Annotated in this window: 16 protein-coding genes and 3 pseudogenes; 6 read left to right on the top strand and 13 right to left on the bottom strand. The window is 62.2% G+C overall.

The annotated features are described in order from the left end of the window. Window positions 1-18: 18 nt before the first annotated feature. Together DK389_RS34030 and DK389_RS34025 are read right to left on the bottom strand one after the other, a co-directional pair. The gene (locus DK389_RS34030; RefSeq protein ID WP_236960735.1) at window positions 19-1,137 is read right to left on the bottom strand and encodes a 3'-5' exonuclease; all 1,119 of its coding nucleotides are present in this window, start codon (window positions 1,135-1,137) and stop codon (window positions 19-21) included. A 118-nt stretch (window positions 1,138-1,255) separates the two neighbouring features. Beyond that, window positions 1,256-1,996, bottom strand: a pseudogene (locus DK389_RS34025) (DNA helicase); the annotation flags it as partial. Between DK389_RS34025 and DK389_RS32190 the strand changes: the two are divergent. Further along, window positions 1,995-2,237: a hypothetical protein gene (locus DK389_RS32190; protein ID WP_162560399.1), complete on the top strand. Its 243-nt coding sequence runs from the start codon at window positions 1,995-1,997 to the stop codon at window positions 2,235-2,237. The pseudogene DK389_RS34025 and the gene DK389_RS32190 overlap by 2 nt on opposite strands. A gap of 457 nt (window positions 2,238-2,694) precedes the next feature. Here the strand turns inward: DK389_RS32190 and DK389_RS08150 are convergent, their stop codons facing one another. From DK389_RS08150 to DK389_RS08125, 5 genes and pseudogenes are all read right to left on the bottom strand, one after another. Continuing rightward, window positions 2,695-5,784 carry a site-specific DNA-methyltransferase gene (locus DK389_RS08150; RefSeq protein ID WP_236960734.1) on the bottom strand — a complete coding sequence of 1,030 codons (3,090 nt, stop codon included), beginning with the start codon at window positions 5,782-5,784 and terminating at the stop codon, window positions 2,695-2,697. 163 nt (window positions 5,785-5,947) lie between these two features. Beyond that, window positions 5,948-8,986: a BPTD_3080 family restriction endonuclease gene (locus DK389_RS08145; protein ID WP_109888706.1), complete on the bottom strand. Its 3,039-nt coding sequence runs from the start codon at window positions 8,984-8,986 to the stop codon at window positions 5,948-5,950. A 1,280-nt stretch (window positions 8,987-10,266) separates the two neighbouring features. Further along, window positions 10,267-10,641: pseudogene (locus DK389_RS08140) on the bottom strand (transposase); the annotation flags it as partial. 274 nt (window positions 10,642-10,915) lie between these two features. Next, window positions 10,916-12,340 (bottom strand): annotated as a pseudogene (locus DK389_RS35550) (CRISPR-associated endonuclease Cas3''); the annotation flags it as partial. Between the two features lie 117 nt (window positions 12,341-12,457). After that, window positions 12,458-12,664, bottom strand: coding sequence for a DUF6494 family protein (locus DK389_RS08125; protein WP_109888700.1), 207 nt, complete (start codon window positions 12,662-12,664; stop codon window positions 12,458-12,460). A gap of 878 nt (window positions 12,665-13,542) precedes the next feature. Between DK389_RS08125 and DK389_RS08120 the strand changes: the two genes are divergently transcribed. Next, window positions 13,543-14,259, top strand: a complete 717-nt coding sequence (locus tag DK389_RS08120; RefSeq protein WP_109888698.1) for a hypothetical protein — start codon at window positions 13,543-13,545, stop codon at window positions 14,257-14,259. A 91-nt stretch (window positions 14,260-14,350) separates the two neighbouring features. Here DK389_RS08120 and DK389_RS08115 read toward each other — a convergent pair whose 3' ends face one another. The 3 genes from DK389_RS08115 to DK389_RS08110 form a co-directional block, all read right to left on the bottom strand. Further along, the gene (locus DK389_RS08115) at window positions 14,351-15,334 is read right to left on the bottom strand and encodes an integrase (protein WP_194075175.1); all 984 of its coding nucleotides are present in this window, start codon (window positions 15,332-15,334) and stop codon (window positions 14,351-14,353) included. Window positions 15,335-15,977: 643 nt separating this feature from the next. Further along, on the bottom strand, window positions 15,978-16,274 hold the full coding sequence (locus DK389_RS32175; RefSeq protein ID WP_162560560.1) for a hypothetical protein: 297 nt from the start codon (window positions 16,272-16,274) through the stop codon (window positions 15,978-15,980). A gap of 361 nt (window positions 16,275-16,635) precedes the next feature. Next, a complete protein-coding gene (locus tag DK389_RS08110) occupies window positions 16,636-16,887 on the bottom strand; it encodes a DUF6894 family protein (RefSeq protein ID WP_109888697.1) in 252 nt (83 codons plus the stop codon). A gap of 98 nt (window positions 16,888-16,985) precedes the next feature. Between DK389_RS08110 and DK389_RS08105 the strand changes: the two genes are divergently transcribed. Then, window positions 16,986-17,441 carry a LexA family protein gene (locus tag DK389_RS08105; RefSeq protein WP_109888695.1) on the top strand — a complete coding sequence of 152 codons (456 nt, stop codon included), beginning with the start codon at window positions 16,986-16,988 and terminating at the stop codon, window positions 17,439-17,441. Then, window positions 17,438-18,739, top strand: a complete 1,302-nt coding sequence (locus tag DK389_RS08100) for a Y-family DNA polymerase (protein ID WP_109888693.1) — start codon at window positions 17,438-17,440, stop codon at window positions 18,737-18,739. Before DK389_RS08105 ends, DK389_RS08100 begins: the two co-directional genes overlap by 4 nt. Window positions 18,740-18,779: 40 nt before the next feature. On the opposite strand, the gene DK389_RS08095 is transcribed toward DK389_RS08100, so the two are convergent. Further along, entirely contained in the window at window positions 18,780-18,986 is a 207-nt protein-coding gene (locus tag DK389_RS08095) for a hypothetical protein (protein WP_109888691.1), read from the bottom strand. Between DK389_RS08095 and DK389_RS08090 the strand changes: the two genes are divergently transcribed. Beyond that, window positions 18,987-19,175, top strand: coding sequence for a hypothetical protein (locus DK389_RS08090; RefSeq protein WP_109888690.1), 189 nt, complete (start codon window positions 18,987-18,989; stop codon window positions 19,173-19,175). Window positions 19,176-19,240: 65 nt separating this feature from the next. Here the strand turns inward: DK389_RS08090 and arsH are convergent, their stop codons facing one another. Together arsH and DK389_RS08080 are read right to left on the bottom strand one after the other, a co-directional pair. Next, window positions 19,241-20,002 carry an arsenical resistance protein ArsH gene (gene arsH / locus DK389_RS08085; RefSeq protein ID WP_109888688.1) on the bottom strand — a complete coding sequence of 254 codons (762 nt, stop codon included), beginning with the start codon at window positions 20,000-20,002 and terminating at the stop codon, window positions 19,241-19,243. 60 nt (window positions 20,003-20,062) lie between these two features. After that, the gene (locus DK389_RS08080; protein WP_109896153.1) at window positions 20,063-20,263 is read right to left on the bottom strand and encodes a hypothetical protein; all 201 of its coding nucleotides are present in this window, start codon (window positions 20,261-20,263) and stop codon (window positions 20,063-20,065) included. A gap of 494 nt (window positions 20,264-20,757) precedes the next feature. On the opposite strand from DK389_RS08080, the gene DK389_RS08075 reads away from it, so the two are divergent. After that, window positions 20,758-21,594: a GIY-YIG nuclease family protein gene (locus tag DK389_RS08075; RefSeq protein ID WP_109888686.1), complete on the top strand. Its 837-nt coding sequence runs from the start codon at window positions 20,758-20,760 to the stop codon at window positions 21,592-21,594. Window positions 21,595-21,706 lie beyond the last annotated feature (112 nt).

The raw sequence follows: 21,706 nt of genomic DNA, 5'->3' as shown, positions 1-21,706 counted from the left end.
GTCTAGTCAGACACGATATTATCTGAGGTCATCCAGAAACTCGGATCCAGGGCGCACGCCTGTGATCAGCAGCCGATCGCGCGCGCGGGTGCTGGCGACGTAGAGGAGGTGCCGCTCGGTCTCGTAGACCTCCTCCAGCTCTGCCTCATCGCTGACTGTGTCGATGCGCTCCTGCAGCGGGAGAACACCGTCATCGCAGGCGAGCACGACCACGGCCTTAAACTCCAGACCCTTCGCCAGGTGCATCGTGCCGACGATCACGCTCTCTCCGGCCACGCTCGATGCGTCGCCGGGTTCGACGGGCACGAGGCCGGCCGCGTGGGCGACGGCACGGGCGCGGTCCAGTTGGGCACGGCTACGCACGAAGAGGCCGATCTCCTCAGGCAGAACGCCGTCCGCTCGGGCCGCTTCGAGGAAGCGGAGGATCGTGTCGCGCTCTGCCGTCTCATCCTCCAGCTTCAGCACCTGGGGTTGCGGCCCGTCGAAGACCGAGACGGTGCCCTTCCGCGTCTCCTCGCGCCCGTCCATGTCATGGACGGCTCCGGGCAGGAGGCGATCGGCCGCCTCCCGGATCTGGTGGGAGGTGCGATAGTTGACCTTAAGCGTGGTCGAGCGCCCGCGCACATCGACGCCGAGCGCCTTCCACGAGAAGGGTGGCTGGAAGATGCGCTGACCGAGATCGCCCGCGAAGAAGAGGCGGTCCTCTCCCTCGGGCGCGAGAGCGCGAAGGAGACGCAGTTCCGGCACGCCCAGGTCTTGGGCTTCGTCCACGACGATGTGACTGAACGGCTTGGTCGATCGCGCATCGTAGTGCACGGCGAGCCCACCGAAGACTTGCGCCCAGGTGGCAAGACCCTGACTTGCGAGACTGGCGCGGGCGGCCATGAAGATCGGCCAGAGCGCGGCGCGCTGCTTGACGCCGAGGCGGCTGCGGCGGCCGGGGCGCGGAGTGTCGGCGTAGGCCGCTTCGTTGGCGACCTGCCAGGCATCCACCACGTGCCGGAATTCGCTCGTCAGGAAGCGTTCGGACCAGATGTCGGTCCCGTCTGCAGCGTGGACCAGGGCGGCCTGGATCTGCGCGAGCGATGCGATTCGGGGACGGCGTGCATGGACGAGCTGGTGCAGTTCCTCGGCCAAGCCCTCCCAGGGTGCGACAGTAATGCGCGCCCCGCGCTCCGGGCTCGGCAGCGACGAGGAGATCCACCTTGCGCTGAAGCGCGTCCGCCAGCGGTTTCGAGAAGGTGGTGAGCAGCACCCGCGCCTCAGGGTCGGATCGGGCCAAGCGCACGGCACGGTGCAGCGCCACGACAGTCTTGCCTGTTCCGGCCGAGCCCGCGACGCGCGCAGGCCCGCTGTAGCTGCGTGCGATCACCCCGGCCTGCGAGGGGTGCAGGAACACAGACCAGCGCTCCCAGGGCGCCTCAAGGGCGGCGCGCAACGCATCGACGTTCTCGATGACGCGGAAGCGGCGCTGCGCGTCCGGATGCGCGAAGGGGTCGGCGGCTTCGCTTGGTGCGGGCTTCGGCAAGCGTCCCGTCGCGGCGTATTCGAGGAGCCCTTCGGCAGCCTCGGCCGGCAGGTGTGCCGCGAGTTCGAAGAAGCGTGTCTCAGTGGCCGCGCGAACCGGCTCGATCCAGTCCTCAGGCAGACCAATCGACAGCAGGTCCTCGTCCGACAGACCTGCGAACAAAACCGGCTCCGGCGCCGGCCGTTCGGGAACCGCCGGCCTGAAGAGGGCCGGCGCGTTTTCTTCGACCCGCTCGCGCGACTCGACGATCTGCACGGCGCCGGTGCGCGGATGCGCTTCGATCCGCCGCCGCTCGGCCCAGGCATAAGCCTTGTCGTGATGGTCGACGTAGGCGAGCAGCAGGCTCGCGGCTGTCTTGTGCACGATGATGCGGATGTCACGGTTGACCCGCACCGACCAGAAGTTCGGGTCTTTTGACGCCTCGATGCGGTGGAACTGCAGGCCCGGCCCCGCGGGATCAAGCTGCATGTCGAAGGCCGAAGTCTTGACCGCCTTCTGCTCCTGGGCGGGCAGACGGGCGAGAGAAGCAGTGAACGTGTCGGCGATGCGGAAATCCAAGGGTTCAGCCTCCGCCATGCCCGGATCGATCGACGCTACGACAGCGGATGACGAGCCGATCGAATATCAAATCGTCGAGGGATGCACGCAGCTGGGCACCGAACTTGGACAGATCTGGATCTTGAATGGCGCCCGCCCGCAGCAACGTTAGATGGGGCTGGTAGCTCCGCGCCCCAAATGCGCTGGTCCGACGTGTGCTCGGCGGCCTTCTGCCAAGCACGGTCTCGGTCTCAAAGCCGAGGAACCGCGATCGCAAGTGCTCGATCGGCGACGCCGCGCCTTCCGCTCTGCGTATGCGGACCCCGACTGCCGTTCTAGTCGGGTCAATCTCGGCCCGCGGATTCTCACCCCCAGGGGCCATCGCCATCGCTCGCAGTTCTGAGGCCGGAACAGAAATGTTGATCGGCTCGATTGCATCCTCCACCCCGGCGATCGGTCTGCGCGCATGATAGACGGTGACGTGGAGGTTCTTGCGGACGAGCCGGGATGGAATCCCAACTTCTGCGATGCAGACGGAGCGGAGTTTCTGCTCGCAGAATGGGGATAGGAAGATCATTGCCCAGATTGAGGGATGTGCGGGCTGTCCAGCATGGGATGATCGGCTCACCTCACACCCCATAAACCTTCATCACCTCGTCGCCGAAGTGGTTGATCACCTTCACGGCGATCCGCCCCGTCGTCGGCCGCGCGAAGGGCCGGCTCGTCGACCGGTAGAGGGTCGCCCAGGCGGCCTCGTCGATCTCGGCCCTCAGCGCGGTCTTCAGCGACTTGTAGGGATCGTTGGCGCCGAGGAAGTAGGCATGACGGACGAAGAAGTTCTCCTCGTCGTAGTCGGTGTCGATAAACCATGCGGCGATGCCGGAGGTGTCGTCGGAGCGCACGTCGCCGGTATTGGGGTCAAACACGTCGATGCCTTTGACCTCCACCTCGAGTTCGTCTCCATCAAGGCGGCGAACTTCAATGTCGGGCTCCCCAAAGACCACAAACAGGTTGCCCTTACCTGTCGCCTTGAGGTCGTCGGCCATGTGCAGGTCGGGGTTCATCTTAGCCTGCAGGATCGTGATGGGCCCGAGTCGCGTCAGGTCGCTTGCGTGCGCGTCGTAGGCAAAGGCGCAAGCCACCAGCACGTCGAAGCGCGCTTCTGCCGCCTCGCGCGCCGCTGCGACGAGGTCGGGCCGCGAGAGCATGCCAAATTCGGGCCCGATCAGGATCGCGGCGCGGCGCTCGACGCCGCTCTGCTCCTCGCCCTCGAAGAATCGCCCCTCGGCCCCAATAAAGCGTCCGGGCCAGGGTTGGAGCAGGGTGAAGCGTATCCGATCGGCGCGATTGCGCCCCTGCACGCCCGCGGCCGCGAGGTTCTCCAGCACCAATGCGGAGAAGTCCTGCGCGGGAGCCGTAGCGGCATTGCGCGGGCGGCGCCCATCTAGAGCCTCGAACTCCTCGTCGAGGCCGAGGGCATCACTAGGAATGACGCGGTGGGGGGAGAGGCTTTCCACCGTGAAGGGGCCCGCGACCCGAACCTTGCCCGCGTCAGCGTAGGGCCGATCAAATAGCATCTCTACGTCAGCGGCACGCCCAATCGAGGCATCGATCTCGCGCTGGCGGGCGATCCGCGCCTCCCACCACGCGGCGTGGACCGGGACCGCGTCGGGGTAGTATTTGGCGAAATCGTCTACTGGACGCTCGGGCAAGGTTTCAAGAGTGTAATCCCATTCCCACTCGGCATTCATACGGTCGATCGCGCCTTGCCGCACCTTCAGGGGCTGCTTGGAATCCATCGCCTTCGCATGCAGAGCCTGGAACTCGGCGTCCCATGGACGTTCCGGCTCCGGCGGAATCTGCCACTCCTCCCAATCAGTTCCCAGAAGCGCGTTCAGCTGCTCGCGTAGCGGCTCCAGCGTGACCTGCCATTTGTCCCAAATCACGTCAATTTCAGCGTTGTTGGCAATCGACTTCAGGGTGACGTGCGGCGCGCGCTCGCACACAAAGCCCTGGCGGATGTCTCCGAGACTCGCAGCCATCGGTTGCGGACGTCCTGAGACCGCCTGCTCCTTCGCCCGACCCTCAGGGCTGTCAGCGAGCAGGTAGTAGGGGTAGCGCGCACTCATCAGGCGTGTGCGGGCAAGCGCCAGGGCTACGCGGCTCGTATCGATCGTGATCCAGCGCCGACCCCACTGTTCTGATACCGTAGCGGTTGTTCCAGAGCCACAGGTAGGATCGAGAACGAGGTCGCCAGGATCGGTCGCCATCAGTATGCAGCGCTCGATGACTTTTGGATTGGTTTGGACCACGTAAGTCTTCTGTTCAGCGAATCCGCTGGTCCTGAGATCGCTCCAAACGTGGTGAATGGGTCTTTGATCAAAATCCTTGAAAAGACGCTTATAGCGGAGTGTCTTGCCAAGGCCGAGAAGACGGTAAGCTTTCGCCAATCGAGACATTCCCTGCGTGTTTGTTTTCCAGCCTCCCTTGCTCGGGGAATAATTTGCGCCGCACCATTCAACTCTCATGCGAGTTGTCTCGGCCCCTGTCTGAGAAGTAAGGTTATCGTGCGCTAAAATGGACCAGCCGGGTGGTATCGTCCGGTTGTTCCGCTTCTCCTCATGACTCATCTGTCTGACAGAGCCGCAGTCGGGAGATTGAACAAAGGTATACTGAGACGCCCCCTCCTCGCCAAATTGGCGCTGTAGAAATAACTGCCGATATTTAACCGATTTTAAGTCCCGCGCATACCAGATGACGAAGTCGGCAACTGATGCAAGCACCTTCGTGCCAATTGCAGGACTTCCGGCCCCGGAAGTTTTCAAGACAGTTATCAATGAAACGAAGTTATCTGATCCAAACACCTCGTCCATGACCGCGCGCACACGGTGAACGTTCTCGTCACCAATTTGCACGAAAACTGAGCCGCTTTCAGTCAAGAGTTCGCGCATAACCGATAGTCGATCGCGCAAGTAGGTCAGATACGAATGAACGCCGTCCTTCCAAGTATCTCGAAAAGCCTTTATTTGTTCGGGCTCACGCGAGATGTCGTTTTGCTTCCCATCCTTGACGTCGCGAGACTGTGTAGAAACCTGCCAGTTCGAATTAAACTTGATGCCGTAAGGCGGATCAAAGTAAATGCACTGGATTTTTCCCTTCAATGCTTCTCGCTCAGCAAGAGATGCCATTACTTGCAGAGAATCCCCCAAGATCATGCGATTTGACCAGTGTTGGTCGTGCCGATAGAACTCAGTTCGGGCTTCTGCAGGTAGTTCATCGAAGTCGGAGAATAGATCGGGTATTCCCTCACCGAAATGCTGCGGGCTAGCGCGGCGCAAATCCTCGACGATGGCTTTCGGGTGCACCTTCTCCTGAATGTAGATCGGAGGTGCTTGGACGATAAGGTCAGACCAATCTTGCTGATCTTTGCCGCGCCAGACGAGTTGTGAATCACCAATCGCCACACTTCCCGTCTTCACTAGAGCGTCGACTTGCTCCGAGGTGAGGCGAATGCGAACGCCGTTCCAGACAATTTGTGGATCTAGGTCGGGGTCGCGCTCGCAATGCTGGCCAGTCTGCAGTGGTCGGGCGCGCTTGTAGGCAGCCGGCGCCGCGCTAGTTAATGTCTCGTCGGCTTCTGCGAAGGACTGTAACTCGGCTGTTGGAATGTTCTTCCGCGAGGCCTCGTCATGAAGCAGGGTCTCAACGGCCTTCTGCACGGCAGGTCTTGAGCCTCTGACCATTAGTTCACAATCCTTGCACGGCGCTTTGATCGGGTGAGAAGTCGTGATTGCGAAGATGGCTGCCGAACCCGGTGGTCAGCAGGTGGACGCGAGCGACGCAGCCTCGATGCCCGCCCTACGACTGCGGAACTCGCGACCGTCACGCGATGACAGCATCGCGGATGAGGCCATTAACGAGCTGATCAAATGCGGACTCAATCGCGAAAACGTCTCGGAATTCGGCAAACGCCCAACGCCCATAGCGGCCAAGCGCGTTGACGCCTGGCACCCAGGAGTTTTCTATTGTTGCGGCCTTTAGCTGCGCGTCTGAGCCGCGGAAGCCCTTGGTCTCCAGAACCAGGTTGAGCGCTTCTGGGCTTCCGTCAGCGAGTTGGACCAAAAAGTCGGGCAGGTAGCGGCGTGGGACAGCGCCATCGCGGTAAGGCACCTCGAACCCTAGACCCTGGTTCTTCACATAGGCTAATACGCGCGGGTGGCTCTCCAGCACGCGGGCGAGCTCGGCCTCCCAGTCGCTGTCTAAAACGACGTGGCTGATCTGGCACTTGCCTGGGTCGGTCTCCCATACATCCTTCGTCGTGGTAAAGTTAACGAACCGGGTCGATCCCACAGGATTATAAGGATCAATCACCGCTTTAATCCGGCTTTGGCCCGGCGCCGCTCGCTGGCAGGCTAGAAAGATACGTTCGACTGCCTGCTCGGCGAGAGCCGGGTAGAGCACGGCAGCTCTCGGCACGCCCTTAGCCTCGAGATAGCCGCCCTCGAGCCACTCACGGGTAATGCGTTGCGCCTGCCCGAACAAGTGAACCGGCAAGTCTCCATCGGGATCACGCAAGCGAGATTCCAACAGGCGCTTGGCTAGCTTGAAGGACAGCTCGCTTGGCCGCATCGTCCTGAAAGAATCTTCTGCGTTGAGCGTCACTTGTTCGCCGACGATGCCGGCCATTAGCACCTTAGCCGGCCCGACGATTTCTGGCGTCAAGCTCAGGCGGCTGTCTTCGGAAAAGGCGGCGGTGATGCGCTCGTTCGGCAGGTCGAATCGGTAACCCTCGACCCGAGGGAATTCGATCTCCAGTCTGGCTCGCTCGCGCAGCGCGTGAACTCGCACGGTCCTACGCGGAGCGGCCGGAGTCGAGACCACTGGCTCGGCGGTGAAGGAGAACGGAATGCCGAGGATATCGGCATACTCAACATTGAACAGACCCTCGTCGTTCAACTCGTAGGACTGGCGGCGCAGGCCGCGCCCGACGACCTGCTCACAGAGGAGTTGCGTGCCGAAGGCGCGCACACCGAGAATGTGAGTGACAGTGTTAGCGTCCCAGCCTTCCGTCAGCATAGACACTGAGACGACGCAGCGGATGCGCTCGCCGAGACGGCCTTTGCGTCCGACTGTGTTCATCACCTCGCGCAGCAGATCAGCATCCGAGGTCTCGCTTGCTGTGGCCGCATCAACACCGCGCTCGATACGTTCGCGCTTGAACTGCTCGATCTCAGGGGCAGCCATCTCGCGGAACGCGGAATCCAAAGCCTCCCCTGACTCTAGCTGCTCACTGTCGATCAGCAGGGTGTTGGGGCGCGCAAGACGCTGCCGGTTTTCGTCGTAGTTCCGAAACATTTTTAGATGACCGATGTTGCGAACCTCCGGTTCGCCGTCCGCGCCCTGCCGCTCAAAGCCCGCGATCCATTCATAGACGAGCTTTGACGTCGCGGTGTTGTTGCACACCACGATGAAAACGGGCGGCACATCGATGCCGGCGCGTTCCCAGGCCTCCGAAGTCTTCTCGTAGTGGGCGTATAGCGCATAGAGCGCGGTCTGCAGTTGGGTTGGGAAGACGTGGGAAAGCGGGTCAAGCGTGCCGCCCCTGCCCACTCCCTTTTTCGGCATGGCCTTGCCGATGTGCTCCCAGAGATTGCGATAAAGTGGGACTTCCTGTCCTGGAAGATTGTCCGCTATTGGCACACGTGGCAGCTTAACGATGCCGCATTCAATCGCGTCGATCAGCGAGAAATCACTGACTGTCCAGGGAAACAAGGTGCCCTCGAGGTAGCCAGAACCTCGCAGAAAGAAAGGCGTAGCAGACAGGTCGTAGACTGCACGCACGCCAACCTTGCGCGCGAGAGCCTCGATGCCAGAGATCCAGAGCCGCGCGGCCTCCGCGTTGCGCTTTGCCTCCTCACGGTCCTCAGCAGCGGTAGTCTCTTCGTCGTCGGCGCCTGGCTTCTCGCGGTAGCAGTGATGCGCCTCGTCATTGATGACGACTACGTTTTTAAGTCGTAGGAGCTCGCCGCAGGCGCGCTGGAGCATCGCGCCCTCGGACTCGATCGTATCGATTGCTTCGCCTCGTCCTTGCAGGAGCAAGCGACCAACTTTCGAAACATCCGAAGTCTCGCGCCGCCTGAAGGCGTGGTAATTTGTAAGGACTATCTTGGCTTGGCCAAGGTCAAATAACATATCAGACGGAACTAGCTCGCGTTTGGAGTAATAGGCTTCAGGATCGCCTGGCATTAGCACGCGCAGGCGGTCGCGAATTGTTATGCCTGGCGTCACAATGAGGAAGCCCTTAGTGAAACTTTTAACATTCGGACTGCGCACTGCGTTAATGGCTTGCCACGCAATTAGCATCGCCATCACGGTCGTCTTGCCGGCGCCCGTTGCCATCTTAAGAGCGAGGCGCAGGAGCCCGGGATTTGCGCTCTCGTTAGAACCTTCGACGTTGCGCCAGAGATGTGCATATTGCCGCTGGCGAGCCGCGACTTCTGTAAGCCAGATAATTGTCTCTGCTGCTTCAACCTGACAGAAAAACGGTCGCGGTCCATGAAATTCATGATGGCGCCAGTGCTGTAGCAGCCGCTGAGTCGCCGGAGTTACACCCCAATCGGCTGGGTTCTTGAGGGCGCGCCAAGAAGCTACGTGACCACGAATCTCGTTGATCATTGACGTCAGAGCATAAGCCTGACTGTCGGTCGAGAGGCCGCGCTCATCACTAAGCGTGAGACTACCCTGCCTAGCTCTGCCCCTCTGCTTCTTCGGCTTTGGAACAGGCGTGATCAGTGCCGACCGACGGCGCCCGTGGATTGGCTCCTGATTGAGCGGTTGCCCATCATCGTCCAGTGCGTGGTGGCGAGTAGGAGCGGAGTAGGGCGAGTTGAGGATCGGCCGCTCGAAAAATGGCTTCGTCACTCGCCCCCCTTGTGCACCCTGTGCCCAACATTTTCGGGACCATAGTGCCCAACTTGAGGTGATGGGAGGCGCTCTTACTCGGACCTTCTGCGATTTGGGCCATCCGTGGCTCTGTCGCAACTCATCGGCCGCGGCTGCCGCTTGCATCCGTATGTCCGACCGTCTGCCGATGCGTCTCTGCCTGGACAGAACGATGAGATTGGCTGCATATTGCGCGCTTTGCCGCCCTTTTGCACGTCTATTCAGTTGAGGCTCGCCAGTGAACCGGCGCACCAGAAAGAAACCAGAGCGCAGCGAGGAGATCAGGTTTCTCCTTAAGCAGTGTGAGGTTGTGCCTTTCGGAGTGGCCCGGAGCCTTCAATTCGGCGGAAGTTCAGGATTTGAACCGCAATCGAATGGTAGGGAGGATCGATTTAGTTCTGTCAGTTCGCGGCCTGCTGCATTCCCGCTTTGGCGGAACACAACAGATGAACTCAAGGCGATCTACTACGAGCGGGCTCTCTCAGAATCCTCAGAAACTCTCAGGTTTTATTTGCGACCTTCTCCTGCAGTTCTTGCAATAGCAACTCTGCGGGAAGAAACTCTCATGAAATTTCTGCAGGAACGTATAGCGCGCCATTTACGGCATAAGCTGGGGCAGCCTACTGGCTACTGGTTTGCGATTGAAGCCTTGAGCGGCACGAGAGCGCAACTGTGTGGTGCTTTAAGCAGAGATGGGCATGACCTAGATGCCATTCGCGGAGCCCTCGTGGGCGTCAGCCGGGTGGAGAGGGCGGCGCCAGAGCCAAATGCTTTCGAAATCTCTTCTATTCCCTACGGTCCTGAATGGACTAGTTATTCGGTTGCGGGAGCCGAATTGGCGAGAGAACGGTTTAAGTGCAAAGTGCTGAGTGCAAGTTTCGCAGTTCGGCGCCGTGCGGAGAGGCTTTATGAAGGCGACTGCGACGCTTGTCACGGCCGGTTCAAACCGGTTTATTTTACAAGTAAGTCTACACCGGGGCCATCTAGGCATCCTAATTCTAGCAATACAAAGTTCTAGTAATTGATACATTGCTCAGGGCCGGTTCATCTGCGCGGATGTTGAAGAAAGACGCGAAATTTAACGCTGCGATTGAAGCGCTCTGCTGCCAGCTGGACGAGTTAATTCACGTCAAGGATAGAGTGTGCTCAGTCATCAACTCTCCGAGGCAGCGATGAGCGCCACGTTTCTGTCGGGCCGCCAGATCGTCATCTCATGCTGTGCGCCGATCGTGATGCCCTAACATTAGAGCGACATCCGATCAGTTTGCGTCGTAGCCAGCAGAGGCGAGGTAGGCTCGACACTCAGCCGGGGCGAAGCGATCCAGGCTTTGCGCAACGGCTTCCCAGAGGTCTGGGATGGTTCGCGCCGCTGCACTGCGCAGGAGTGCTTTCAGCTTTGCGAAGGCCAGCTCGATGGGGTTGAAGTCCGGCGAGTAGGCCGGGAGGTAGAGAAGCCGGGCTCCCACGGCCTCGATCCGCTCGCGGATACCGCGGACCTTGTGGGCCGGCAGGTTGTCGAGCACGACCGTGTCGCCGGGCTGAAGCGTTGGGGCGAGCACGTCCGCCACGTAGGTGCGGAAGGCCTGCCCGCTCATCGCGCCATCGAGCAGCCAGGGTGCGGTGATGCCGCTGGTGTGCCGCCGAGAGCGCGAGCTCGGCGATCGCGCCGGGGCTGTCCATCAGCGGTCTGGGATCAAACGAGATCCTCTTCTGGTAGGTTGGCTCTGACGCAATGACGGAGCGGTGGCGCTCCTGTTGGCCCTCCGCCCAGGTGAGAGCTGGGTAGGGGACAGCCACCGCCTCTTGGAGCGATGGCGCAGGCGTCTGCAGCAGGCGTGCGCGGCAAGCCGAGCCCAACGTTGCCGACAGCAGAAGGGCATGCCCGCCGGCGGCGAGGTGGTCACGCAGCAAGGTCGTGAGCAGCGCCTCCCCGTAGCGGTCTGAAGCGTGAACCTCGTCGACCACAAGGAGCTGCCGCAGAAGGGCAGTCCCGCGCAGGTGTGCGTGACGCACACTCAAGGCTGCGAGCAGGGCCTGATCGATGGTGCCGACGGCGATCGGGGCTGCGAGGAAGCGCTTCGGGTGCTCAGCCGCCCAGCGCGCGAGCCGATCCTCGTTGGTCTGAGGATCGTCATTCCATTGGACGACAAAGTCCGGCAGTAAGCGTCCCTCAGCGTCATCGGCACGGATCTGACCAGGCACTGCGAGCACCACCGCTGGCCGGTCTGCCCCTGAGAAGACACGGTCGCGGAAGTGCCGAACCCTGTCGAAGATCTGCGTAGCAGCGACACGGGTCGGCAGAGCGAAGTAGAGGCCGTCGACAGCCCCCTGGTTGAGCAAGTTGGCGAAGCGCCAGAGGGCAGCCTCGGTTTTGCCGGATCCCGTCTCGGACTCGATGACGATCAGGTTCGCGGTTGGTTCAGCCACGATCGCTTGAACCGGCCGCGGCTTCGGCACGCCGAACACAGACGCGAAGCTCAGGGTTCGGCCGCGTATCTCGCTACGGAGGGGCCGTGGATCGAGACCGAGCTGACGCGCCAGGTCCGCGGCCTTGGCGCGCGCGAGGACAATGCGCCCGGAACTTTCTCCAGAGTCATAGGGGAAGGACATGGCGTCCGAGCCAATCCAGTCCGCCAACATGAGCAGCCCCGCGAAGGCATGCTGAAACGCTGGTGCCTCCGGTAGAGCCGGCCCGTCCTCAAACGCGGGTGCGAACCAGTCATCGAGGGCGGCCCGCATGGGAGCCAAGTTCGCGATGGGATCGCTATCGGGGCGAGCCTCCCAGTGGTTCCGGCAATCTGGTGGGCTCTCGGCCCTCCAGGGGCGCCCATGATGCGCAAATAGGGTAGCGAACAGAGGGATGGGGTCCTGCGCGAACCAGCCCATTAGGCGATCAAGACCGAGCTGGTCTGACAAACGCTGGCAGGCCTTCTAGGCAGCCGGACCTTCGCCGTGAAAGACCCATGCGAGCTGATCGATGTGCCCGACCGGAAGCGCCCCTAATTCAAGGCGGGCCTGGAAGCCGCGATTAGCTTTGCCGATGTCATGAAGGAATGACAGGGCAGCCAGCCGCGTGATCGTTACGGGGTCAAGCTCGCGCCAGCCAGCAGTTGTGGCTAAGCGCTGCTGCAGAGTCGGTATCTGTAGGAGCGCCTCGACGACCGCAGCGACGTCGGCCGAATGGCCAACGAGGGAGTGCCACGCCGCAATGCCTTCGTCGCCGCGCTGCAGCTTGGCCCATAGCGAGATCAAGTTCGACGCCTTCCGTGTCCGCGAAGCATCCAGGAGCGTCTCGGCGCTCAGCGCAAGCGTCTCCTCGCCAACTGCGAACATCTTCCCCAGCTATAGCGCGCGTCCATCCCAGAGCTGCGATGCCACGGCGTGTTGACTTGTGTATTTCAATATCGCCTCTATTTAGACAGTCGTTTGCTGGCTTGAACACTTCTGATGCTACGATGGGGAGCCATCATCAAGTGCGATCGTCCGCTCAATGACGTGCTCGAGCGGCGCATTTTCGGCCGTGAGCGTCATGCGTAGCTTCAGCGTGCCGCCCTCCACGAGACCCTCGCGGGCCACCCGCTCGATCTCGCGCTGGGAGGTGACGCCCACCTCCTTCAGGAACTTGCGCAACTCGATGTTGAAGCGATCCTCGTCCATAGCGTTTCCTCCACGTGTGGTGTGCTCGACGTCAACTCGCTGAGCCGGCGTTCAGTGCGGCGATCGTTTCGGCGCGCATGTCGGTCGTGGTGCTCCGCGCGAGGCTGGCAGAAGGATGCTCGCGCCAGATGGCCTCTCAGATTCGCGAGGTTGATCGCTGGCGGGCATCTTGGCTGTTTCCGCTCAAAAGGGGTCGGCGGAGAAGCCGATGCCGCTGTGTGACTCTCTGAGGCGATTTCCCGTGAATCAAAGCCGGGGGCGACCGGGATTTCCAGGCGTGACACTAAGGGCTGCTGGTCTCGGGCTCGCCGGGAGCGCGCAGCGCGACCGGGAACTGCCCGACTCTACAGACGCCGTTGTTTGGAGGTTGGACCCCACGAATCCGAGCCGGGTAAGGGAAAGCTTCAGCCGAGTTGCCTGCCTCAGTCATACCTCCGGGAGGGTTCTCTCGACCGGCGGTTGGGGAGCGCAGCGACCCAAAACGCCCCGCGCCTCGGCGCGGTAAATAGAGATTCCAGGTATAGGAATCTAAGAAACATATATCTTGCGATTTGCTTCAAGCCTGCCGGGGGCTAAGCGCCTGAAGAGCCTTCGGTTTCCGAGAAGAGGGTCGCGCAAGCTCGTCAAAGCAGGGTCACGCAGGCACCCGGCTGAAAATCCGGCCGCAGAACGGTAGGTCGAGCTCGTCCGGGCACCTCCCGCGGCCATCACTCGCCGAGGATCTACCCCCTCAAAATCCGGGTTCCCTGTCCCAGAGCTCGGCATCACGGGCTGCGGCCCTCTCCGGCCGCTCTGGCCATGCCGTTTCTTATCGCTGCAGACTTCCTGGGCGCATGCCGCCTTCGGCCGGCTATAACGTTCGGCAGAAGGAGTGGGCCATGCTGGACAACCATACTGAGGCAGACGACGAAAGCGACTTCGCGCGTAATCGCAGCACCGGCCTGCCGGGGGATTTTCGCGCTGTCGCGCACTTCCTCTCGGAGCAGGAACTCGAGGACATTCTGTCGAGCTCATCGACGCCGATGGAGTCGCGGATGCGTGCTTGGGGCGAGGCTCTGGCCCGCATGGCTGAATGTCAGGAAAGCCAACATCATCAAGTCGATGATCGATCGCCCGCGCTAGTTGGGACGCTGCAGGCGATACAAGCTTGGCACGAAAAGCAGGCGCGGCAGAAGGCGCAGGCAGAAGCGTTTGCCGCTTTCATCAAGGCCGAGAAGCAGCGCAAGCGGCGCGCAGCGAAGAAGGTTCTGCCGCCGGATCCGCTGGAGGCGATCGAGAAGGAGTTCAGGGAGCGCCTGGACAGTCTGAACCGCGTGGTCTTCTCCAAACTCCGACACAAGCGCTTGGAGCAGATACGAGGCCGCGAGCTCCACTACGCCTTGATCTGGAAGGCGCAGCAGCTCGCCCGGCTGAAGTATGGGGCTAAGGCGAGCGCGGACCGGGTCGCCGAGGAGGCTAAGCCGCTGTTAGGCGACCCTACCTTCAACCGTCACAAGGCCCGCACTGCACTTCAGGTGATCGGGCGCCTGGAAGATGCAGGGCATCCGTGGCGCTGCTTCAAGGCGGTGTCCGCAAGCTCTGCCCCCACCGCGTGACATGCCTCTCGGGGGCTGCAGGAGATCTGAAGGGACCTCCTGCAGCCGCATGCGGTCCAGCGATCGTCAAAAAAATCAAGGCTTTGTCAGCTCAGCCTAACCGCTCGGCCAAATCGGTCGCACGCAGGTGGGTATAGCGCTGCAGCATTCGGAGTTCGCGGTGGCCCGAGATCGAAGCGACCTCGGCCACGTTGAAGCCCTTCTCGAAGAGGCGCGATACCGCCTCGTGCCGTAGATCGTGCAGGTGCAGATCCTGAAGGCTCACACGGCGCGTCAGGCGCTCCCACGCGAGCCGCACGGCGTTCGGGGCAGCAGTGAACACTGTGGCGCTCTCGCCCATCTGGAGACCTCTGAGCGTCTCGACGGCACGTGCGGAAAGCGGCACGTCACGGCTGGTGCCGTTCTTCGTCATCGGTAGGTGCGCGACGCGCGTGTCGAGGTCGATGTGCTGCCAGCGGAGCGACAGCAGCTCGCCGCGCCGCATGCCGGTCTCGATGGCGAGGATGATCAGCGGCCGCAAGTAGCGCACCCGGCCCTTGTCTGCGGCCGCGAGCAGGAGCTGCTCCTCACCGCCCTCGAGGCGGCGTGTGCGGCCGCGGGGAGGGGAGGGACGCCGGACGAGCTTACAGGGGTTCACGGCCAAGTGGATGCCCCACTCGCGTCGCGCCGTGTCGATGGCGTGGCTGATCGTGTTGAGCTCGCGGATAACCGTCGCTGGTGCGACCGCTTTCAGCCGCTCATCGCGGTAGGTGGCGAGGTCGGCGGTGGAGAGCAGCGCCAGCGTGCGGAAGCAGATCGGCCGCCGTAGAATGGCGCTGATACGCGAGGTCTCGGAGGCATGGCTGCGCTTGTTCGGCGAGACCTCATCGCGGTAGCGCACGAGGACCTGCGCCAGCGTCGTGTTCTCGGCCGGGCGCGTGTCCGGCAGGGCGCCATTGCGGTCGAGCTCGGCTTCGAGGCTGCGCGCCCAGCGCTCGGCGTCAGCCTTGGTGTCGAAGCTCTTCGAGCGCGGCTGCATGCCCTTGCGGCGCACCGCGGCCTGCCAGCGTCCCCGCAGCTTCCTGATCGTTGCCATCGTGTGCTCGTGTCCTGTGATCCTGTTGAAGCTGGACCATCAGAGGACATCGGTGCAGGGCCGCAAAGGAGTTTTCCTGGCGTAACAGGCATGAGGTAAAAATAAAAATCTTGGCCGTTTTCCTTGTGCTTCCTTTGAACTTGGTTTGCCTTCAAGCGATTCACGCATTGAGCTTCCGTTGAGGTGAGTTGCTCCAGAGGATGGTTGCTTGTTGCCTCTTGATGGGCATGCCGGTTCCTCTCCGATGATGATCGTTCGTCGGATTTCACAACAGCTGTAGCAGGTTGATCGCAAGCATCAGCGGTAGTCGCGGCAGGGTGTAAGCGCTGTCAGCTCAGAGCCCAAGGGGAAGATCGCGCGTGTGATGCGAGCAGGGCGTTTCGCTCGCCGATGCGCCTATTTTCGACGGATCCGCCGGCGTGCGGATCACCCAAGGACGTGCTTGGGATGTCGAGGGGCCCAGGGTGCTAGCCTTTCTATGTTCGTCGCCCACGCTGGGACTTCATGTCGGAACAAGGCGCTCCTATCGTTGCCGGTGTGCGCGAAGCGCAAACGTCGAGATAGTTGGACGATGGAGCTCGGCTGCCAGCGTTGGCCAGCAGCCGAGGTGATTTTCGGTGTGAAGGAGAGGGTTATTTCTGAGTTAGTGCGGATCGATCCCAGATAATACCTTTGTTATGTTTGCCTCAACAAAGTCCGCATGGGATGCGAGTTTGCGCTTTGACTCAACAATATTTGTAATAAGTTTTGCGGTTTCCTCTAGACTGCCGCATAGTTCTCTTATATTCCGCGCAACTTCCAGCAAGGCTTTGATCGCTACGCTGTCATAGCTATCTTCATCGGTATGAAAGCTCCTGAAAGAGCTCACAAAACCATGAGCAAATTCCAAAGAGGCGACGAGCTCATCTTCTCTGCGGGAAGGGAAATCAAAATCTGACATGCTCTGTCCTTTTGAGCAGGTTTGACAGCTGGTTAATTCTGCTCGGCCAGCGTTGTTCCATGTCATCGCGAAAAATCTAAAGTATAGCAGCGATTTAGCGATTTAAAGATCAGAGTTTGTTAGGTGGTGTAAGGAGTTGCGTGGGGCTTCGTCTCTTAACAAATCTGCCCAGGGCCAGCCGCGGCGGCGTTGAACCCCAGCATCGCTACACGCGATCTCAGGCGGGATGAACGTTCAGCCTACTGATCGGCGGGAGCGAACCTCCAGATGCCGATCACCCAAGGAGATAATGTGGGTGGTGGTAGACCCAGAAAGCAGGGCCTCGGACTTGCTCGCGGCATTCTGGGACTTCTCGTCTCAGTCAGGCTGCGTGTTGCGCCTTTGTTTGGATGTCCGCAAACGCCAGAATCAGGACGCGGCGGCCCCTGCCGTCGTGCACGTCGACTATCCAGCCTGACCAGTCGAACCGGCCGCCGCAGCTGGCCATGGCATCGAGTGCCACGCCGACAGCGTGCTCCCAGATCCGTAGGTCGTTCCTCAGCACGACGCCGTCAAGGTCGAACAGCGCCTCACGCCCATCGGTGCAGTGGAAGTGATAGCGCCCTCTGGCCATCCACAGCTCTCCACAAGCTCGAACGCGAACGCCTCCGCGCCGATTGACCCGGAGCCTGCGCCCTGTTTGTTCTACGTTTGTTCTAGGCGGGGAGCATCATGAGCGTCTATCGGGTCGGTGGGCTAGCCGCAGATGCTCAGGGACTTATCCACATCCCGATCATGGGCCCGAGCCTCTGCGCCGGCTTTCCCTCGCCTGCCGACGACTTCCTGGAAGGGGCGCTCGAGTTGCCGCGCTGGCTCGCGCCGAACCCACCGGCCACCTTCGCCTGGAACATCTCGGGCGACAGCATGCGAGGTGCGGGCATCTTCGATCGCGACCTCGCCGTTGTGGATCGCAGCCTCAAGGCCGGCCACGGCAGCGTGGTGGTGGCGGCGATCAATGGCGAGATGTCGATCAAGCGCCTCCTCATCGATGGCAACGTGGCGCGTCTCTCCTTCGACAACCCGGATCTACCAGCCTTCGCGGTCGAAGAGCTGACCCATGGCGAGATCTGGGGTGTGGTGCGCTTCACGATCCGTTGGCACATTGCACGCACTGGGCTCGTGCGATGAGCCGAGCCATTGCCCTGATCGACGGCAACTCGTTCTACTGCTCCTGCGAGCGGGTGTTCGACCCCAAGCTCGCCGGCGTGCCCGTCATCGTGCTCTCGAACAACGATGGCTGCGCGATCGCCCGCACGGCCGAGGCCAAGGCGCTCGGGATCCGCATGGGTGAGCCCTACTTCAAGATCCGGGATATGTGCCGCCGCCAGGGCGTGCGGGTGTTCTCCTCGAACTACACGCTCTACGGCGACATGTCGGCCCGCACCAACGCGGTCTACCGCGACTTCGCGCGTGCGGTGGAGATCTACTCGATCGACGAGAGCTTCCTCGATCTCTCGGACGTGCGAGAGCGTGAGCGGCTGGAACTTGCCCGGGATCTGCGCGCGACCGTGCGGGCCTGGACCGGCATTCCGACCTGCGTCGGCATCGGCCCGACCAAGACGCTGGCCAAGCTGGCCAACCACATCGCCAAGAGCATTCCCGAGCTGGGCGGCGTCTGTGACCTCTCGGACGAGGATGAGCGTGCCGCTTGGCTCTGCCGAGTGCATGTCGGTGAGGTCTGGGGGATCGGGCGCGCCTCGCTCGCCAAGCTCGAGGCCATGGGCGTGGACAGCGTGGCGGACTTGCGTGACCTCGATCCGCGGCCGGTGCGCAAGGCCATGACGGTGGTGGGTGAGCGCATCATCCACGAGCTGCGGGGGCTCGCCTGCTTGCCGCTGGAGCTGCTGCCGGCACAGCGCAAGGGCTGCGCGGTCACACGCTCGTTCTCCACTCGCATCGAGGACCGCGCCACGCTGGAGCAGGCCGTCTCGGCGCATGCGACGCGTCTCGGCGAGAAGCTGCGGCGCGGCGGCTTGGGGACGTCGCACCTGACGGTCTTCTATCACACGAGCGAGCACGACCGGGGCGAGCCGATGCGCTCGGTCTCGACCACCGTGACGCTGCCCGAGGCGACGAACGACACCCTGACTTTGATCAAGGCTGCGCGCCTTGGGGTGGCGAAGACCTGGCGTGAACCGGGTGAGCGACCGTGGCGCTACAGCAAGGCCGGTGTGGTCACGACTGACCTGATGCTGCTGGAGGGCAGCCCGCGTGCACTGATCGGCCGAATGGATCGGGAGCGTGCGGCTGCCTTGATGGCGGCGATGGACGCCTGCAACGCTCGGTTCGGCCGCGGCAGCGTGGTGCCGGCATGGGCAGGCCTCGAGAAGGAGCGCGCCTGGAGCACGAAGTTCGAGATGCGCACACCGCGCTACACCACACAGGTCAGCGAACTGCCCACGGCTTATGCTTACAGCGCTACGTAGGTTGACGTGTCACCATCCAGCCGGCCGAGGCAGGAAGTCGTCACTCCTTGAACACCGGATAATGAACATCGCCGGCAAAGACCTTGCCGGTGTAGGACGGCACGGTGAGCGTGACCAGGTGGAACAGGGGCTTGGTCACGCTAACGGAATTGGGGGCAGCCGCTTTATAACCGATCCAGACAGCCTCAGTCATGAGGATCGGCGCCGTCCTTGGATTGCGAACAAAGGTCTCATCACGGATCAGCATGTGTCGCTCGACCGGCTGACCCGCGAGTTCATCCGCACGGAGCTCGGCTTCCGGTTCCTCGCGGTGCCGAGTCCGGCCGAGGCGTTCTTGATTGAGCGGCGCCTCCAGAGGGGTGAGTGGGGTGCGGGGCAGCCCATCCTGAACCCGCTCCCTCCACCAGCTGCAGCATCGAGGACGGTCGATCTGTAGGATCGCTCAGGATGCCTGCTGGCGCGCTCCGCATCTTCTCGCAGAGGCCCCTCGCACTCAGAGTGTTACAAGGACGATCCCGAGCGCTTCACGAACCCGATGTCGGCGGCCGCCGCCTTCAGCCGGTCTGGCTCCCGCTCCTTGCGCTCGCTGTAGCGGTCCACGAGGTAGTCGGCCCGCTCGCGAGTCAGCAGCGTGAACTTCATCAGCTCCTCGCAGACGTCCACTACGCGGTCGTAGAGCGGCCCCGGCTTCATCCGGCCGCTGTCGTCGAACTCCTTGTAGGCCATCGGCACCGAGGACTGGTTCGGGATCGTGATCATCCGCATCCAGCGCCCGAGCACGCGCAAGGAGTTCACGGCGTTGAACGACTGCGAGCCGCCCGACACCTGCATGATAGCCAGCGTTCGGCCCTGCGTCGGCCGCACCGAGCCCTCGCTGAGCGGCAACCAGTCGATCTGGCTCTTCATCACGCCGGTCAGGTTGCCGTGCCGCTCCGGCGAGACCCAGACGTGGCCCTCCGACCAGAGCGAGAGCTGCCGCAGCTCCTGCACCTTCGGATGATCGGCCGTTGTGTCGTCGGGCAGGGGCAAGCCGTGGGCGTGAAAGATCCGCACCTCGCCGCCCATCGCCTCGAGGAGACGCGCGGCCTCGTAGGCTAGGAACCGGCTGAACGAGCGTTCCCGCAGCGAGCCGTAGAGGATCAGGAAGCGCGGCGTGTGGGTGAAGGGTGTGGCGGCATGCACGCGATCGCTCGTCGGCGCCTCGAAGTGCGCCTCGCTGACGTTCGGTAGGCCATCGGTGAAGGGCTGGTCGGGGTTGTTCACGGGCTCGCCGTCATCTACGTGGTCGCTGCCTTGTGGCGAGCCCGCTGGACGCGCGGGTGATCAGCGCCGCTTGCTCATGTTCATCGACATCTTCTCGCAGCAGCAGCCGCCCTTGCCCTTCTTCATGCTGCCGTGGCCCATCGCCATGCCGGGCTTGCCGCACATCATCCCGCCCTTGCCGCTGCCGCAGCAGCTCATGGCCATCGCCGGAGCCGCGGTGAGCAGCATCAGGGTAGCCGTGGTCACAACGAGCTTCTTCATGATCTCCTCCTTGAGGCCGAAGGACTTCATACCAGCCTGGTGCTGAGATTCAGCTGTGGCGAAGTGCTAGCGGGCTTGTGCCTGCTCTAACGGTCACGAGGTAGACCGCCCGCTCGCGGGTCAGCAGCTCGAGGCCAAAAAGAAAAATTTGGCCCCTACGGACTTGTCATTAAGTTGCCTTGCTTCGCCCTCCAGGCATCGTCGCATTGACGTAGAGTCTGCTCCTCGTTGCCGCAGCTCACCCTCTACGCCGCTGCTGCGCGGACAGGCGTCAGGATCGCTTCAGAGCCTCACCGGCTGGCTCTGAGAGCGCGCCGCGTGTTGACTAGCGCTTCGAGAAGACGGCCATCCTGGAGGCTCTCAGCCGAGCTCGCGTCGGGATCCCAGGAGGGAAACGCAGCGAGCCGTGAGCAGGACGATCCGCTCGCCGGTGACACGATTTAGCGATTTCTGGGTGTATTGGGCCCGCCAAACCGCCAAGCTCGAGTGCCTACATGCCCCTGCTGTTCAACACGCTTTTGCACCAGGTCGGCATCGCACCTGGTGATGTGCGGCTGCTCCGCCATCAGGACAGCCGCGCAACGAAGGGGCGGACGCCATATGCGCTCTGGCGCAACGACCGGCCGGCGTTCGAACGGTATCAATCGCTCCACGGCACCCGAAATCGCCAAGTTCTGAGCTCGCGGCCTCTCTGGGCGTCGTTTGTGGGCACACCGGCTCGCGAGACACTGTTCGTCGGGCTCTACCGGATCTGCGGTCTCGAGGCTCTCCCGGTTGACACGCCTGAGCCCACCAACGACCGGATCCTTAAAGCCGGTGAGCACGACCTCTACGAGCTGCAGCCGGACGATCGGCTATCTGATCTCGCCGGCAAGGTCGTCATCGAGTGGGGCTTAGGCGCGCGTTCGTGGGCGCAACGGGCCGACCGGCAGGATAAGGTCGTTCTCGAGCTCCGCACCGAGTTCAAGGAACCGGAGTTCCCGGGCCACCTGGCGTTCATCAAGCCGCTGTCGGAAATCGACGTTCTGCCGGAGAGCTGGAAGGTGGCTCTGGGCGCTGCGAAGGGCGTCTACCTGCTGACCTGCCCAAAGACGCATGAGGTCTACGTCGGCTCGGCAACCGGGGTTGGTGGCTTTCTCAGCCGGTGGCAGGAGTATGCTCGCACCGGGCACGGCGGCAACGTGCGCCTGAAGACCCGCGAGCCCTCGAACTACCAAGTGTGCGTTCTCCAGGTTGCCGGGTCTGACGCGAGCGATCAGGAGATCATCGACATGGAGACCCGGTGGAAGCTCAAGCTCCAGAGCCGGGAGATGGGACTCAACGCCAACTAGCTTTCTCGCTGGCTCGTGCCTGCTGGTGCGATGAGGCGGGACCCAAGGAGGTGATCCAGATCCAAGCCGACCCAGGAGCCATGCCCATCGAGAAGCACGCGATCGTCTGGGA

Origin of the sequence: Methylobacterium durans (genome assembly GCF_003173715.1) — a bacterium.
Classification (GTDB): Bacteria; Pseudomonadota; Alphaproteobacteria; order Rhizobiales; family Beijerinckiaceae; genus Methylobacterium; species Methylobacterium durans.
The sequence above is the reverse complement of the archived record's forward strand: the minus strand, read 5'-3'. Positions and strand labels throughout refer to the sequence as shown.

What these genes read in the sequence shown, in the direction of transcription:
- DK389_RS08115 (WP_194075175.1), bottom strand. Translation starts at nt 15,334, where the DNA reads ATGGCAACGATCAGGAAGCTGCGGGGACGCTGGCAGGCCGCGGTGCGC.
- DK389_RS08095 (WP_109888691.1), bottom strand. Translation starts at nt 18,986, where the DNA reads ATGCTGATCCGTGATGAGACCTTTGTTCGCAATCCAAGGACGGCGCCG.
- DK389_RS08125 (WP_109888700.1), bottom strand. Translation starts at nt 12,664, where the DNA reads ATGGACGAGGATCGCTTCAACATCGAGTTGCGCAAGTTCCTGAAGGAG.
- DK389_RS08080 (WP_109896153.1), bottom strand. Translation starts at nt 20,263, where the DNA reads ATGAAGAAGCTCGTTGTGACCACGGCTACCCTGATGCTGCTCACCGCG.
- DK389_RS32190 (WP_162560399.1), top strand. Translation starts at nt 1,995, where the DNA reads ATGTCGAAGGCCGAAGTCTTGACCGCCTTCTGCTCCTGGGCGGGCAGA.
- DK389_RS08110 (WP_109888697.1), bottom strand. Translation starts at nt 16,887, where the DNA reads ATGGCCAGAGGGCGCTATCACTTCCACTGCACCGATGGGCGTGAGGCG.
- DK389_RS08100 (WP_109888693.1), top strand. Translation starts at nt 17,438, where the DNA reads ATGAGCCGAGCCATTGCCCTGATCGACGGCAACTCGTTCTACTGCTCC.
- DK389_RS08120 (WP_109888698.1), top strand. Translation starts at nt 13,543, where the DNA reads ATGCTGGACAACCATACTGAGGCAGACGACGAAAGCGACTTCGCGCGT.
- DK389_RS32175 (WP_162560560.1), bottom strand. Translation starts at nt 16,274, where the DNA reads ATGTCAGATTTTGATTTCCCTTCCCGCAGAGAAGATGAGCTCGTCGCC.
- DK389_RS08075 (WP_109888686.1), top strand. Translation starts at nt 20,758, where the DNA reads ATGCCCCTGCTGTTCAACACGCTTTTGCACCAGGTCGGCATCGCACCT.
- DK389_RS08105 (WP_109888695.1), top strand. Translation starts at nt 16,986, where the DNA reads ATGAGCGTCTATCGGGTCGGTGGGCTAGCCGCAGATGCTCAGGGACTT.